Origin of the sequence: Dongia sp., assembly GCF_041918875.1 — a bacterium.
Classification (GTDB): Bacteria; Pseudomonadota; Alphaproteobacteria; order Dongiales; family Dongiaceae; genus Dongia.
Genome location: NZ_JAYRUV010000002.1, coordinates 12693 through 27497, shown reverse-complemented (window position 1 = coordinate 27497; position 14805 = coordinate 12693). Strand labels below are relative to the sequence as shown.

General features: G+C 61.9%; 15 protein-coding genes. 7 read left to right on the top strand and 8 right to left on the bottom strand.

Annotated elements, in window-relative coordinates; all coding sequences use genetic code 11:
- On the bottom strand, positions 1-654 hold the full coding sequence (gene upp / locus ACE3TY_RS02005) for a uracil phosphoribosyltransferase (RefSeq protein WP_374650420.1): 654 nt from the start codon (positions 652-654) through the stop codon (positions 1-3).
- A 42-nt stretch (positions 655-696) separates the two neighbouring features.
- Positions 697-1698 carry a 4-hydroxyproline epimerase gene (locus ACE3TY_RS02000; RefSeq protein WP_374650419.1) on the bottom strand — a complete coding sequence of 334 codons (1002 nt, stop codon included), beginning with the start codon at positions 1696-1698 and terminating at the stop codon, positions 697-699.
- A 222-nt stretch (positions 1699-1920) separates the two neighbouring features.
- Between ACE3TY_RS02000 and ACE3TY_RS01995 the strand changes: the two genes are divergently transcribed.
- From ACE3TY_RS01995 to ACE3TY_RS01985, 3 genes are read left to right on the top strand one after another with little or no spacing between them, the layout of a single operon-like run.
- Positions 1921-3021 carry a hypothetical protein gene (locus tag ACE3TY_RS01995; RefSeq protein WP_374650417.1) on the top strand — a complete coding sequence of 367 codons (1101 nt, stop codon included), beginning with the start codon at positions 1921-1923 and terminating at the stop codon, positions 3019-3021.
- A gap of 3 nt (positions 3022-3024) precedes the next feature.
- Positions 3025-4518: an MBOAT family protein gene (locus ACE3TY_RS01990; RefSeq protein WP_374650415.1), complete on the top strand. Its 1494-nt coding sequence runs from the start codon at positions 3025-3027 to the stop codon at positions 4516-4518.
- An 11-nt stretch (positions 4519-4529) separates the two neighbouring features.
- Complete coding sequence (locus tag ACE3TY_RS01985) at positions 4530-5693, top strand: hypothetical protein (RefSeq protein ID WP_374650413.1); 1164 nt, start codon at positions 4530-4532, stop codon at positions 5691-5693.
- Here the strand turns inward: ACE3TY_RS01985 and mscL are convergent, their stop codons facing one another.
- A complete protein-coding gene (gene mscL / locus ACE3TY_RS01980) occupies positions 5694-6107 on the bottom strand; it encodes a large conductance mechanosensitive channel protein MscL (RefSeq protein ID WP_374650411.1) in 414 nt (137 codons plus the stop codon).
- Between the two features lie 41 nt (positions 6108-6148).
- Positions 6149-7357 carry a UDP-4-amino-4,6-dideoxy-N-acetyl-beta-L-altrosamine transaminase gene (gene pseC / locus ACE3TY_RS01975; RefSeq protein WP_374650409.1) on the bottom strand — a complete coding sequence of 403 codons (1209 nt, stop codon included), beginning with the start codon at positions 7355-7357 and terminating at the stop codon, positions 6149-6151.
- Positions 7358-7561: 204 nt separating this feature from the next.
- On the opposite strand from pseC, the gene ACE3TY_RS01970 reads away from it, so the two are divergent.
- The 3 genes from ACE3TY_RS01970 (at position 7562) to ACE3TY_RS01960 (ending at position 11354) form a co-directional block, all read left to right on the top strand.
- Positions 7562-8212: a pentapeptide repeat-containing protein gene (locus tag ACE3TY_RS01970; protein WP_374650407.1), complete on the top strand. Its 651-nt coding sequence runs from the start codon at positions 7562-7564 to the stop codon at positions 8210-8212.
- Positions 8213-8331: 119 nt separating this feature from the next.
- Positions 8332-10317: a DNA topoisomerase IV subunit B gene (gene parE, locus ACE3TY_RS01965; RefSeq protein ID WP_374650405.1), complete on the top strand. Its 1986-nt coding sequence runs from the start codon at positions 8332-8334 to the stop codon at positions 10315-10317.
- A gap of 200 nt (positions 10318-10517) precedes the next feature.
- On the top strand, positions 10518-11354 hold the full coding sequence (locus tag ACE3TY_RS01960; protein WP_374650403.1) for a FecR domain-containing protein: 837 nt from the start codon (positions 10518-10520) through the stop codon (positions 11352-11354).
- Between the two features lie 104 nt (positions 11355-11458).
- Here ACE3TY_RS01960 and ACE3TY_RS01955 read toward each other — a convergent pair whose 3' ends face one another.
- Positions 11459-11803, bottom strand: a complete 345-nt coding sequence (locus tag ACE3TY_RS01955) for a hypothetical protein (protein ID WP_374650401.1) — start codon at positions 11801-11803, stop codon at positions 11459-11461.
- 342 nt (positions 11804-12145) lie between these two features.
- Here ACE3TY_RS01955 and ACE3TY_RS01950 point away from each other — a divergent pair, with 342 nt between their 5' ends.
- Positions 12146-12565 (top strand): hypothetical protein, encoded by a 420-nt coding sequence (locus tag ACE3TY_RS01950; RefSeq protein WP_374650399.1) that lies wholly within the window; start codon positions 12146-12148, stop codon positions 12563-12565.
- Positions 12566-13363: 798 nt separating this feature from the next.
- Here the strand turns inward: ACE3TY_RS01950 and ACE3TY_RS01945 are convergent.
- From ACE3TY_RS01945 to ACE3TY_RS01935, 3 genes are read right to left on the bottom strand one after another with little or no spacing between them, the layout of a single operon-like run.
- Positions 13364-13669, bottom strand: a complete 306-nt coding sequence (locus ACE3TY_RS01945) for a hypothetical protein (RefSeq protein WP_374650397.1) — start codon at positions 13667-13669, stop codon at positions 13364-13366.
- 14 nt (positions 13670-13683) lie between these two features.
- Complete coding sequence (locus ACE3TY_RS01940; RefSeq protein WP_374650395.1) at positions 13684-14082, bottom strand: DUF5615 family PIN-like protein; 399 nt, start codon at positions 14080-14082, stop codon at positions 13684-13686.
- Positions 14079-14732 carry a DUF433 domain-containing protein gene (locus tag ACE3TY_RS01935; protein WP_374650393.1) on the bottom strand — a complete coding sequence of 218 codons (654 nt, stop codon included), beginning with the start codon at positions 14730-14732 and terminating at the stop codon, positions 14079-14081. Before ACE3TY_RS01935 ends, ACE3TY_RS01940 begins: the two co-directional genes overlap by 4 nt.
- Between the last annotated feature and the right edge of the window lie 73 nt (positions 14733-14805).

Below are 14805 nucleotides of genomic sequence, written 5' to 3'. Positions count from 1 at the left end.
CTATTTCGTGCCGAAGAGACGGTCGCCGGCATCGCCGAGACCGGGCACGATGTAGGCGTTTTCATTGAGGTGGGAGTCGAGGGCCGCCACGAAGATCGGCACGGTCGGATGGGCCGTCTGGACCACGCGGACACCTTCGGGTGCGGCCACCAGCGACATCATGCGGATGTTGCTGTCGGGAATGCCGCGCTTGTTGAGGGTGTCGATCGCCGCCGCGGCCGAGTGGCCCGTCGCCAGCATCGGATCGACCAGGATGAAGATGCGTCCTTCGGGCTCCGGCAGCTTCACGAAATATTCGACCGGCCGCTTCGTTTCGTGATCGCGGTAGAGCCCGATATGCCCCATGCGCGCAGCCGGGACGAGTTCCATCAGGCCGTCAGCCATGCCGAGGCCGGCGCGCAGGATCGGGACCACGGCGATCTTCTTGCCCTTGATCACGGGCGCGTCCATCCTGGTCAGCGGCGTTTCGATCTCCTGCGTCGTCATCGGCAGGTCGCGCGTGAGCTCGTAGCCCATCAGCAGGGCGATCTCCTTCAGCAGCTGCCGGAACAGGGTCGTCGGCGTGCCCTTGTCGCGCATCATCGACAGCTTGTGCTGAATGAGCGGGTGATCGAGCACGTTGAGCGTCGGAAATTCCTTGAACGTCTTGACCATGAGATGCTCCCTGTTCCCGCAAGCCGGGTTGATGCTTCTTGATTAGATGACCTGGAAACCGTGCTTATACGGATCGCGATCGTCGATGAAGATGGTGTTGTAGCCCGTGACCCGCGCCCAGCCTTCGATCGATGGCACGATGGCCGGCTTGTTGCCGACGCTCGCCGCCTGCTCGACCCGGCCCTTGAACAGCGAGCCGATGATGCTTTCATGGACGAAATTGTCGCCGACCCTGAGCTTGCCCTTGGCCGCCAGCTGCGCCATGCGCGCCGACGTGCCGGTGCCGCAGGGCGAGCGGTCGATCGCCTTGTCGCCATAGAAGACGGCATTGCGCGCATCGGCCCCGTCCACCGTCGGCTTGCCGGTCCACAGAATGTGCGACAGGCCCTGGATGGTCGGGTTGTCGGGATGCTGGAAAGTATAGCGTTCGTTCATGCGCCGGCGCAGTTCGCGGCTCATGGCGATGAGCTCGCCGGCCGAGAAATCCGCCATGTCGCGATAGCCGGCCTGCGGTTCGACGATGCAATAGAAATTACCGCCATAGGCGACATCGACCTTGATCGGCCCGATCTCGGGACAATCGATGTCGAGTCCTTCCGAATGCAGAAAACCCGGCACGTTGGTGAGGCGCACTGATTCCACATATTCGCCGACCTGGTCATAGGTGGCGACGACCAGGCCCGCCGGTGTGTCAAGGCGCAGCTCGCCCGGCTTCTTCGGGCGGACCAATCCGTTCTCAATCGCCACCGTCACGGTCCCGATCGTGCCATGGCCGCACATAGGCAGGCAGCCGGAGGTCTCGATGAACAGGATGGCAACATCGCAGTCCGGCCGTGTCGGCGGATAGAGGATGCTGCCCGACATCATGTCGTGGCCGCGCGGCTCAAACATCAAGCCGGTGCGGATCCAGTCGAACTCCTTGAGAAAATGCTGACGACGCGCGCTCATGCTGTCGCCCGCGAGCTGCGGCCCACCGCCGGAGACGACCCTGACAGGGTTGCCGCAAGTATGTGCGTCGATGCAGGAAAAGGTGAATCGGGCCATGGTTAACCTTTTGATGGGCAAGGAAGTTCCGGACGCCGCGGCGCATGACAGCGGGCCCGCCAATTGATATAACCCGGCCCCGTCCTTGGCAATGTGCAACCGACTGATTCTCCCCACTTAACCCAGCCACTGGTGACCCGCCGCAATATGCCTTCCAATCGTGCCATCGGATCGCCTCGACGCGGGGTCTGGCGACACAGGCCCAGCCGGCGCTTGCGCAATATGGCCATCCTTTCGGTCGCGGTCGTCGCGACCGTCGCGCTCGGCACCCTCGTCAGTGCCATCATCCTGATGCTGGCGCGCGAAACGACGCCGCCCGAAACCGCCGCGCAGTTGCAGGAGCGCCATGGTGGCCTCTACGGACCGGCGACCGATGACGGTGTCTTCGTATACAAGCTCGCGCGCTACACGCTGCACCAGCCGGACATTCTGGTAGTCGGTTCGCGGCGCTTGGCGGCTCTTCCCGGTGAAGCTTTTTCGGGCTCTGTCTACAATGCGGCCGGCGCCGCCAATTCGCTTGCGCAGCTGATCACTTTCACCCGAAGCGCCGTCGCCGCGCATTCGCCAAAATCGATCCTTATCGGGCTGGACTATTGGTGGTTCAACCCGGATCTGCCCCCCGCACCGGCACCGGCCACGTCATCGCCTGGCTACATGAAACAATTGTTCGACCCCTTTCAATGGCTCGTAACGGGCCGGGTCTCGCCGCGGGCGATGCTTGCGGTGCTGCTGCCGTCGAACAGCGAGGCGCGCGGCATCGGTGCCTTCGCGGTCCTCAACGGCGAAGGCTGGGATGCCTATGGCCGCTATGATAACGCCATGCACCCGGGCGGCGGCGGCGACATGCCCGCCGGCATCGAAGATGTCCACGTCGGTCCGTCAAGCGAATCCGTCGCGCAACTCGGCGCGCTTGTCGCCGAACTCAACGGCGGATCGATCGAGGTCATCCTCATGCTGCCGCCGATGGCATCGCCAATGCGCGGTGCGCTGGCTCAGGATCCGGAAAATCGCCTGGTCCCCCTCTCGAACGATGCCATTCGCTCATTGGGTCAGCGCGTGTTCGACTTCCAGGACGCAACAGCGCTCGGCGCGACCGATTGCGAGTTCACCAGCGATATCGCTGGCGGCGAAGTGGCCTATCTGCGGACGCTCGACGCCATCGGCAATTTCGGTGGGACATATCTCAGCCAAGCCATCGATCGCGATATGGTGACAAGCCTGATCGGCTCCAATTCGGGACATGTGCGCGTGGCCGAATTGTTGCCGGCGGATGCAGCCCACGACGCTCTCTTCCGGCATGACAGTTGCGACAAGGATCGATGACGCATGCTCTTCAATTCTTATCCGTTCATGTTTGCGTTCCTCCCGGTGACGCTGGCCTTGTTCTTCCTGCTCGGCCGCATTGCCACCCGCGACGTCGCCATCGGCTTTCTGACGCTCGCGTCGATATTCTTCTACGCCTGGTGGAACTGGATCTATATCCTGCTCATCCTCGCCGAAATCGTGTTCAGCTTCCTCGTCGGCCGACAACTTGAGCGGACCGACCTTGGCGATCGGCGGCGGCGGCTTATTCTCACCGGGGCGATCGCCGCGATTCTGGTTGTGCTTGGCTACTTCAAATACGCCAATTTCTTCCTCGGCATCGTCAATGATCTGAGCGGCACCGAGCTCACCCTCGGCCTCATCATCCTGCCGCTCGGCATCTCCTTTCACACATTCCAGCAGATCGCCTATCTGGTCGATGCCTATAGTCGCTCGGCCAGGCATTACCGCTTCGCCGATTTCTGCCTGTTCGTGACGTTCTTCCCGCAATTAGTTGCCGGACCGATCGTGCATCACAACGAAGCGATACCGCAGATCCGCGCCGATGGATTCCTGCGCCCGCGCTCCATCAACCTGCTGGTGGGCGTCTCGCTCTTCGGCCTCGGCCTTTTCAAGAAGACTGTCATCGCCGATACGCTGGCCCAGGTCGCCAACCCGGCCTTCGCCGCTGCGCAAAGCGGCGCCGACCTCACCCTGGTCGAAGCCTGGATGGGCGCATTGGCATATAGCCTGCAGCTCTATTTCGATTTCTCGGGCTATTCCGATATGGCGATCGGTCTTGCCCGCATGTTCAACATCCGTTTCCCCGCCAATTTCCATTCGCCCTACAAGGCCGTCAACATCGCCGATTTCTGGCGCCGCTGGCACATGACCCTGTCGCGGTTCCTGCGCGACTATCTCTACATACCGATGGGCGGCAACCGCCGTGGTCCGTCCCGACAGATGCTCAATCTCTTCCTCACCATGCTGCTCGGCGGCCTGTGGCACGGCGCCGGCTGGACTTTCATCATCTGGGGAGCGCTGCATGGTATTTTCCTTGCCATCCAGCGCCTGTGGTCGGGCTTTGCCAAGAACCGGGGCTTCACGCTGCCGCGACCCGTCGGCTGGTTCATTACAGCGCTCTGCGTCATGGCGGCTTGGGTCTATTTCCGCGCACCCGACATAGGCACGGCGCATAGCGTTCTCGCATCGCTGATTGGCGCCAATGGGTTCGGTCTCAAGGCACCCAATCTCTCGGGTCTGCCGCTCGACGGCTGGCCGGTCATTCTGCTCGCCGGTCTTGTCGCGACGCTGGCGCCGAACAGCACCGAAATCTTCCGCCGCTATGCACCCACGCTGAAGCTGGTGACACTGACGCGGCGCCATCTGGGACGGTTCGAGCGCCGCCTGGAATGGCGCCCCGTCACCGCTTGGGCGCTGGTCGCCGGCCTGGTGGCGACGGCCGGCGCCGTCGCCATCCTGGGTTGGCAATCCGAATTCCTCTATTTTCAATTCTAGGCGCGATGACCATGGCTCGCTATCTTCGCTACGCTCTGCTCTTCGCGCTGCCGCTCGCGGTCGCTTTCGCAGGCCTGGGCCTTTCCTATCTCGTTCTATGGCGCGCTGGCGAGACGATCGATCCGATTGCCGCTGCAACATTGCAGCAGGAGCAGGAAATCAACTACAGCTCCTCGCTCTTCTATCGGCCCCGCCCCTACAAGATCGAACGCGCGGCGCTCCGCCGAGCCGACATCGTCCTCCTCGGTTCGTCGCGCGCCATGCAGTTCGTGGCGGCACCCTGGCGAGGTTCGGCATTCAATGCCGGCGGCGCCATGCGTGATCTCGAGTCCGGAGAAATCTTCGTCGATGCCATGCTCAAGGTTTATCAGCCAAGGCAGATGATCATCGTCCTCGATTGGTGGTGGTTCAGCAAGATGCGCCGGCCCGACGCCCCCAGCGATGCCTCGCCCGAAACGCAGCTGACGCTTCATGAGTTGACGCAGCTCCCCGTCTGGCTGTGGGACGGCACGCTGTCCTTCGACGATCTGTCGAATTTGCTGTTCGATCCGGCGGCGCTCAACCCCGGCATCGGCATATCCGCCCGTTTCAAACATGCCGGCTGGGACGCGTTCGGGCATTATGATTACGGCAGCGTCCTTACCGAGCAGGGCGGCGGCAACGATATCGGCTTCGACGAGACTCTGAAAGATATCGCCCGCAAGTCAAGGCACAACGACCGCGCCCCCTGGAATCCATTCTCGGAGGAAAGCTGGCAGCGCCTCGAAGCGCTGGTACAGCGCCTGCAGGAAGCCGGCACCGAAGTGATCGTGCTGCTGCCACCCGTGGCCAAGCCGATCCACGATTGGCTGTCGGCGCAGCCGGAACCCAATCTCGTCAAGGAACTGCAAAGACGCCTGACGACATTGCCCGTGCTGACCTTCGACCTTCACGACCCGGCGAGCATCGCCAGCGACCCTTGCGAATTCGTCGACGGCATGCATGGCGGCGAAGTCACTTACTTGCGCGTGCTCGATGCAATCGCCGCCGACCCCAGCACGCATCTCGACAATGCCGTGGACCGCGCACTCATTCAGCGCCTCATTGCCGAGAATGCCGGCCATGCCCGCTTGCAGAGTGACGATCCGGACCAGGCGCCCGAAGCCGATTTCAACAGCCTGGGTTGCGTCAAGTAATCAGCGGCCGCTCTTCAGCAGGTCGCGGATCTCGCCCAGCAGCTTTTCACTCTCGCTGGGTGCCGGCGGGGGAGCGGCCTCTTCCGCCTTCTTGAAGCGGTTGATCTGCTTGACCAGCAGGAAAATGGCAAAGGCCACGATCAGGAAATTGATGCAGGCGTTGAGAAACAGGCCGTAATTGATGGTGACGATTCCGGCATCCTGCGCCGCCTTCAGCGTATCGTAATGCTCGGTGCTGAGTGCTATGAAGAAGTCGCTGAAATCGATGCCGCCCATGACGAAGCCGATGGGCGGCATGATGATATCCTTGACCAGCGAGTTGACGATGCCGGTGAAGGCCGCGCCGATGATGATGCCGACGGCAAGGTCCACCACATTGCCGCGAACGGCAAAGTCCCGGAATTCCTTCAGCATGATCTTCCCCTTCAATTGCATGGTGCTGCCCGCACGTTAGGTCAGCCGAGCACGGCCCGCAAGGCATCGACCACACGGCCGACATCCTTGTCGTGCATGTCCGGATAGAGCGGGATGGAGAGCTGCCGCGCATAATAGGAATCGGCGCCCGGCAGATCCTGCTTGCCATAAAGATCGCGATAATAAGGTTGCTGGTGCACCGGCAGGTAATGCACCTGCGTGCCAACGCCCATGGCCTTGAGCTCGGCCACAACCCGAGCGCGCGATTTGCCGATGCCGACGAAATCGATGAGCACCGCATAGAGATGCAGCGCTGCATTGTCGCCTGGCTGTTTCGGCACGATCTTGAGGCGTGGCGTCAGCGGCGCCAGTTGTTCATCGTAGAGCGCCGTCAGTTCCCGGCGCCGGTCGATGAAGCGGGACAGCTTGGCAAGCTGGCTCTCGCCCAATGCGCAGGCGAAATCGGTGATGCGGTAGTTCCAGCCCAGCGCCTGCATCTCATAATACCAGGGGTTGGCCTGTCCGTCCGGCGCGAAGCCGAGATCGCGATGCCGGAAATCGGCCGGGTCGCGCACCATGCCGTGGCTGCGATAGAGCTGCATGATCTTGTAATGCTTGGGGTCGTTGGTTGTGGTGACGCCACCCTCGCCCGTCGTCATCGTCTTGACTGGATGCAGCGAGAAGCAGGCCAGTTCCGACAGCGCGCAGGCTCCCACTCTGGCCGTGCTGTTATTGCCGGATTGATGCACGGTCCCCAGGGCATGGCAGGCATCTTCGACGATTTTGATTCCACGTGCTTCCGTGATGGCGCGGATCGTCGCCATGTCCGTGCAATGCCCGTTGAGATGCACCGGCAGCACCGCCTTGACCTTTGCCGAACCCGCGCGCGCAAGTGCTGCCTCCAAGGTCGCTGGCGTCAGGCGCCCGCTATCGGCATCAACATCGGCAAAGATGACATCAGCGCCGCAGAAGCGCGCGGCATTTGCCGTGGCGAGGAAGGTGAGCGTCGGCACGATGACCGCGTCGCCCTTCCCGAGCCCCAGCGCGATGCAGGCAAGATGCAGGGCCGCCGTGCCGCTGTTGCTGGCCACGGCGTAGCGCGCACCAACGATCTCGGCGAAAGCCTGCTCGAAACGGCCGACGCCCGGCCCGGTCGTCAGATAATCCGCCTGCAGCGCCCTGGCGACCGCGGCCAGATCGTCCGCATCGATGCTCTGGCGACCGTAGGGAAGAAAGGAATTCGTGCTCATGATCTCGCTCGGGGACTTAGGTGGAATATTGGAAAAGCACGAAAATCTATAGCGGGCGCCGGCATCCCACGCCAGCGCCAGAACGTCTCCATACATATCCCGTTAACCATTCTTCTTTAGGGTCTGGGCAGCAATCGCTTGGTATAGTTTTCGGCAAGGGCGTGAGTCGCCCAGTTCAGATCAGGCAGGGAGAATCCCCGCATCATGGCTTTGTCGGACGAGAACCAGCCCCAAGAGGGCGATTCCCAGCCCAAGGTTTTCGTCTATCGCATCCAGCAACGCAAAGGCCTGCCGACCCTGCGCGGCGAAATCCTCGCCGAGGACGAAGCCGATGCCGAGCGTCAGCTTCGCCTGAAGCTGCTGGCTCCCGCCCTGCCGCCGCATGTCAATCTGGTGGAGAAGGCCGAGATCGAAGCGGCGGAGCGCGCGGCCAAGTCGCGCAACCTGCGCATGCTGCTGGACATCCTGCGCGCCCATCACGACTGGCTGCGCGGCGATGGCGGCGAGCGGGCCGACTTCACCGGCCGCAATCTGTCCGGCCTCAAGCTGCCGCGTCTTGATCTATCCATGGCCAATCTCTCGGGCTGCGACTTTTCCGGCGCCGACCTCTCCGAAAGCAAGCTGCAGGGGGCCAACCTGGCCGGCTGCAATCTTGCCGGCGCGCATCTCAAGGATGCCGATCTGAGTGGCGCCGATCTCTCCGATGCCAATCTCAAGGGATCGAATCTCTCCGGTGCCAACCTGGACGGGGCCGACCTGTGGCGTGCCAATCTGATGGGCGTCGAAGTGGCTCCCGATGTGCTGCACCGCGCCCTTTCCTGCCGGCATCCCGGCAGCAATCAGCCAACCGACTGATAAATATCGTTATAAATTAATGGCTTGACCAAATCCTTGCGGTGGCGGCCCTTGGCTCTGTATCACTGCGCGCGAGCGCGCCTGGCGGCGCGAACGAGTCGAGTACGGTTTGGAGTCCCATGAGCGATCTTTTCGAAGGCACGCCCAAGAAGGGCGGCGACTATTCCGCCAAGGATATCGAGGTTCTGGAGGGTCTGGAGCCCGTCCGCCGCCGCCCCGGCATGTATATCGGCGGCACGGACGAGCGGGCGCTCCATCACCTGGTCGCCGAAGTGCTCGACAATTCGATGGACGAAGCCGTGGCGGGTCACGCCAGCCGCATCGAAGTCGAACTCGATAAGGACGGCTATGTGACCGTGCGCGACAACGGCCGCGGCATTCCGATCGACCCGCACCCGAAGTTCAAGGACAAGTCGGCGCTCGAAGTCATTCTCACCACGCTCCACTCGGGCGGTAAATTCTCCGGCAAGGTCTACCAGACTTCCGGCGGTCTGCACGGTGTCGGCAGTTCGGTGGTGAACGCCCTCTCCGACGATCTCATCGTCGAAGTGGCGAAGGAAAAGCAACTCTGGGTGCAGAGCTACAAGCGCGGCAAGCCGGTCACCAAGCTGACCAATCAGGGCAACGTCAACCGTCGCGGCACATCGGTCCGCTTCCATCCGGATCCCGATATCTTCGGCAAGCAGCTTCACTTCAAACCGAGCCGCCTTTATCGCATGTGCCGCTCGAAGGCCTACCTCTATCGCGGCGTCGAAATCCGCTGGAGCTGCGATCCCGCACTCATCCATGAAGGCGAAGAGACGCCGGCCCAGGCCGTGCTGCACTTCCCCGGCGGCCTGATGGACTATCTCGGCATGACGCTGGGAACCCGCAAGACCATCACCTCGGCGCCCTTCGCGGGCCAGGCCGAATTCCCCGACGAGCAGGGGCGCCTCGAATGGGCGATCGCCTGGCCGGTCGATGAAGACGGCTTCATGAGTTCCTATTGCAACACCGTGCCAACCCCCGAAGGCGGCACGCATGAGAGCGGCCTGCGCACGGGCCTCACCCGCTCGCTCAAGGCCTATGGCGATCTGGTCGGCAACCGCAAGATCGGCCTCGTCACGTCGGACGACATCTGCGGCAATGCGGCGATGCTGCTCTCTGTCTTCATCCGCGATCCGCAGTTCCAGGGCCAGACCAAGGAAAAGCTGGCCTCGCCGGAAGCGACGCGCCTGGTCGACAACATGATCAAGGATCATTTCGATCACTGGCTGTCGAACGATCCCGGCCGCGCCAAGGACCTTCTCGAGCGCGTCGTCGAGAAGGCCGAGGAACGCCTCCGCAAGAAGCAGGACAAGGAACTGTCGCGCAAGACCGCAACCAGGAAGCTGCGCCTGCCCGGCAAGCTCGCCGATTGCACCAAGGACGCGATGGCCGGGACCGAGATTTTCCTGGTCGAGGGCGACAGCGCCGGCGGCTCCGCCAAGCAGGCGCGCAACCGCGAGACCCAGGCCGTGCTGCCCTTGCGCGGCAAGATCCTCAACGTCGCTTCGGCCACCAATGACAAGCTCGCCGCCAACCAGGAGCTGGTGGATCTCATCCAGGCTCTGGGTTGCGGCAGCCGCGACAAGTACAGCGAGGAACGGCTGCGTTACGAGAAGGTCGTCATCATGACCGATGCCGATGTCGACGGCGCGCATATCGCCTCGCTCTTGATGACCTTCTTCTATCGCGAGATGCCGCAGCTCATCGAGAACGGCCATCTCTTCCTGGCGCAGCCGCCGCTCTATCGGCTGGCGCAAGGCGGCAAGGTCGCCTACGCCCGCGACGATGCGCATAAGGATGCGCTCTTGAAGGGCGCGTTCTCGGGCCGCGGCAAGGTCGAGATCAGCCGCTTCAAGGGCCTTGGCGAAATGCCGGCGGCCCAGCTCAAGGAAACGACGATGGACCCGCGCCATCGCTCGCTCCTCAAGGTGCGCATCCCGCACAAATACAATGAGGAAGAACGGGAGGAGGCACGCGAGACCGCCGATCTGGTCGAACGGCTGATGGGCCGCAAGCCCGAGATGCGCTTCCAGTTCATCCAGGAAAACGCGCGCTTCGCCCAGAATCTCGATATCTGAAGACCGCCCATTCCGTAAGGACATCGCAGGATATTCCATTCCTGTGTGAGCGGTGGAGCGAACCGGAGCCCGGCTTGTCCCGACCAACAGGCTGACGGCCGATACACGTGCTGGACTTGAGGAATGCTTCTCGTCCAGCGCGTCTGGACGGACCGGATCGTGTCCACTACCCTTGAGAAAGCTCTCGACGGAAAATGAAGATGATGTGCTTGCGCGAACTCTCTTGGGGGGTGCTCGCCCTTCTCGCCTCGACCGCTCTCGCCTGGGCCGATCCAGTCGCCCAGGTCGTGAAGCTCCGCGGCCAGGCCATCCTCACCCGCGACGATGCGACTGCGCCGCTCCTGCTCGGCGCAGCGCTCGAACCAGGCGACCAACTCACCACCGATGCCAATGGCCGCGTGCGCCTGCAACTGATCGACGGATCAGTCATCAACCTCGGATCGCAATCGACTTTCTCGATCGACGATGTGATCAGCAGCGGCCCCGGCGGCGATCGGCAGGTCAAGCTGGACCTCGCGCAAGGCGCCCTGCGCGCCCACGCGGCGCCGGCGACACCCGCGTCGCGTTTCGAGATTCGGACGCCCCGGGCGATCACCGCCGTGCGCGGGACTGAATGGGGGATCCTCGCCGACCAGGTGAAAAGCGACGTGCTGGTCATCGCCGGCCGGGTGGGCGTGCGCAAGAACGAGATTTCCGGCGTCAGCGCCACGACGCTTACCCGCACGCTGGGCGTCACCGTGACCGAGCAGGGATTGGGCGCAATCGCGCGTTGGAACGAAGCACAGGTCGCAGCTCTTCTTGCCGCCACGGACGTGCCTGGGCCCGAGTTCGGCTTCGATCTCCTCAAAGCGCCGCAGTTACAGCTCGCGCCAATCGCACCGGCGCCGCAGGAGAAGAAAGTCATTCCGCGCAAGAAGCGTTGCTACGATCCGCATGACGATTTCTGCTTGCGGCGCGACCGCGGCGACAAGCCGGAGCATGAAAACGGCAACGAGCATGAACATGAGAGCGACAATGACGGCGGCGGCAGCTTCTAGCTGACGCAGCCACCGCTACCGCCGCAAAAGAAAATGCCGGCTTGTGCCGGCATCTCCAAAGCTCAGTGATATATCCGTCGCCGGCCGGCGTAGTAAGCGGCCAGTCAAACGTCCATATTGACGATCAGCAGGTCCAGTTCGCGCGGAGCGTAGACGGTCGTGCCGTTGCCGAAGGAAAAGAAGGTGTGGCCGGAGACATCTTCCCCCGTCGCCGTCACCAATGTTTCGACCACGCCGGTATCGACCACCGGCTCATCGGTCATGATTCGGATGCTGAGATCGCCACCATCGCCTTCAATGACAATGGCGCCGCCACTGTCGGGCAGCAGATCAGCAAGAGAAAGGCTGATGGCGTCGCCGTTGCCGGCTTCGCCATCAGCATTAGGTACAATCGGTTGCAAGTGCTCAGGAGCGTCAATCATCTCAATTCTCGCTTCAGCGAAGGCCAAGCTGCCCAGCCCCTAAAGGCCGCATTCGCCTAAACTGCTTATTTCCGAGATTATTTATGGCACTTCTCGGGCCGGAAATGAACCGGCGAATCTTGGCGCTGGATACACGCAAATGTGCGAAGTGGGTTTTTCCCGCATATTTGATCGAAATCCCCAGCGGATACGCTGCAAATATACTTTTGCAGAGGCCTGACCGACTAGGTCTTGAGTCCAGCGGACCCGGCATGGCGGGTGAATTTAACCATTTCATCCACCCGGATGCCGCGACCGACCTGGAACTCTTGGGCACCAGGAGTGATACTGGCACATCGCGCCGCGAAACGATCGCCCCGGGGGTATGCCATGCTCAAATGGTCGCTTACCCGAACTGGTCAGGAACTCCGCCTTGTCTCATTTGCCGTCCTCGCGATGGTGGGGACGATGCTCGCCGGCTGCACATCCGATCCGCCGCCGAAGCCGGTGCAGACGCGCTATGTGAGTTCGGGACAAGGTGTCGATCTGGCACTCCACGCCTATGGCAACCCCTCTCCTTACGGCTATGCGACACCCTGGGGCCTGCCCGACGGCGAGACCACCGGCTATCTCGGCGCCAACCACTTCTCGCCAGCGCAGGGGCTCATCTGCGAGCGCAGCCGCCATGTCTGCTATGGCCGCAACGGCATCGACGCCGCCGCCACCGAGCAGTATCTCGGCTCGCGCGATACCTGGAACCGCCAGCGCCTCTATGGCGATGCGAAGATCTATGTGCCGGCGCCGCAGTGAGTTGTTCTCCCCTCTCTACAGATACAAATCGACGCCCATCAGGAATTGCTCGGACAGTATGTCGGCCGTGTCGTTTCGGCCGCGACGCGGATTACGTGCCTCGCAATCCGGAAGGGGAACCCGGTCACCGCATCGGGTCCAGCGGGGGCCGCCAACCGCTGCGGCCCAAGGGGAGCGTCCTGTGACCCGGGACTCGCGGGGGATCGCTCATCCATCCGATCCGGGAGGCCGGGCTTCAGCCGCCGGCCAAGGCCGCTCCACCCCAGGCAAACGCTGGATCAAGGGAGCTATGAAAGCGGCCTGCGCCCCCGAAATGGAGCTTGCGCCGAGGACAACCGAGCAATTCCGGCTGAGCGCCGGAGGTGATGTGTGCACAAGCTAATTAGTACCGGATTCCCAGACACTTGTCAAGAACAAAATAGGAACCATATCATTGTTCCAGGATCGGCTTGAAGGCGGCAGGCTACCTCTCCTTCATCAAGGGCCTTTTGCCCTTCGCCGAGGGTGAGCGCGAAGTGAACGCAGGTCTCTTTCCAAGGCATCGGCAAGTCCCCCTTGCCGACCATGTTGACCTGTTACCCATGTCTCCGGTCCAAACTGTTACCTATCTCTCCGGTCTATACCACCGAACCGGCCCCCCTCCCAACCCTCCCCCCTGAAGGTGGGAGGGCTTTGAATCGAGGTCTACCGATCAGCCTCGCTCTCATCTCCTCCCACCTTCAGGGGGGAGGCCGGGAGGGGGGCGGAAGCGATGACTCTCACGAAGAAGAATCGGGGTCAGAGTGCGATTCTGGTTTGTCATATCAGTTTCCCTTGCCTGTTTTCTTCTGCCGCGCGGCGTGGGCGGCCGGTTGGGAGGGGCGCTGTCCGGCGGCCGGCCATGCGCGCGATCCTGGCCGCGAATTTATCGCTGCCCAGTACCCAGCCGCCTTGGGTGGCGCGGCGCAGAGCCTCGACCGTTTCGCCCGGAAGGCTCGCGCGAAACAAGGCGCGGTAGGCGCGCCGCCGTGCCGGGCCATCGGCGCCCAGCGCCAGATAGAGCCGGTAGTCCTCGGCATCGAAGAACACAGCTTCCCGGTTGTTGCCGCGCTGCTCCCCCAACATCGCTCGCCCATCCGTCACCTGTGCGTTCGCATGGATGACGTTCCAATATCAACCCACATCCGAGTACCCGCCGCTATCGCGAGTTCATGCTCATGCTCGATGAATGACAGCGCGGCTTCTACGCGGTCGGCGGACTCCGTTTCGCGGCAGGAAAGAAAAATCAGATGGAGATTGGGAAACCGTCCGGGCCTAGGCCCGCGGTCTTTTGCATGCTGCCGCATATCTTTGTCGACTGCGATGAGAATGCGGCCTGCCTGAACAGCCGCTTGACAGACAACCGGATCGGCTGAGCCAGCCGGTACAATTTCTCCGACCTTTTTCACGTCATAACCGTGATGCTGCAGCATCTTTCCAACCGAAGCGGGCACGCTTTCATCTGTCAAGACTCGCGGCTTGCTAGCTGCGGTCGTCACGCGGCTTTCTTGGCCTTCAGTGTCGCCTTTACGGCGGCAATATCCGCATCTGTCAGAGAGGGATACTCCTGCCGAATATGTCGCACGGTAGCACCATCTTCGATCATCCGTGCAACCGAGGCCACTGGGATGCGGGTACCGGCAATTACTTCAGCATTTTGTGCAACAAATTTATGTCGCTCGAAATGACCGTGCGTCTCCTTTGACCGGCGACTAAGCAGGCCAACAGCTTTTTTCGTTTCGGCGATTACCCGCTTTAGAGGGATAATGACTTGAAGCGGATACTGACCAGTCAATGCCTCCATCGGCTTCCCGCTGCGCGGGTCCTCGAAGTAGACTTTCCGGTTCGAAACATACAACTTCGTTTGCACCCAGCCAGAGCTATCTAGATTGTCTAGCTTCTTCGCTACCTTCCGGAGATGTTGCAGGGTGACTCCATGATCATGCCTCAAGGCGTGCAGAACTCGAAGCGCCGCCACATCTAGGAAGGAGTAGATCCGACTAAAGGGCTGACTACGGTCCTGTGACGCGAATGCCGGCGTGAAGAAGCCTGTCCGGTCCCAGTGTCGCAGCTGCGCTCTGGATAGGCCGGTCAGCCTTTCAACATGATCCTCGCTGAACGCCGCGAGAATTTTGCCCTCTTCGCTCACCGCTTGCTCCAACTGCCGAATTGGCAATCTAACAATGATTACAGAATACCAGATTCGCAAGCTGTGCCCAAAC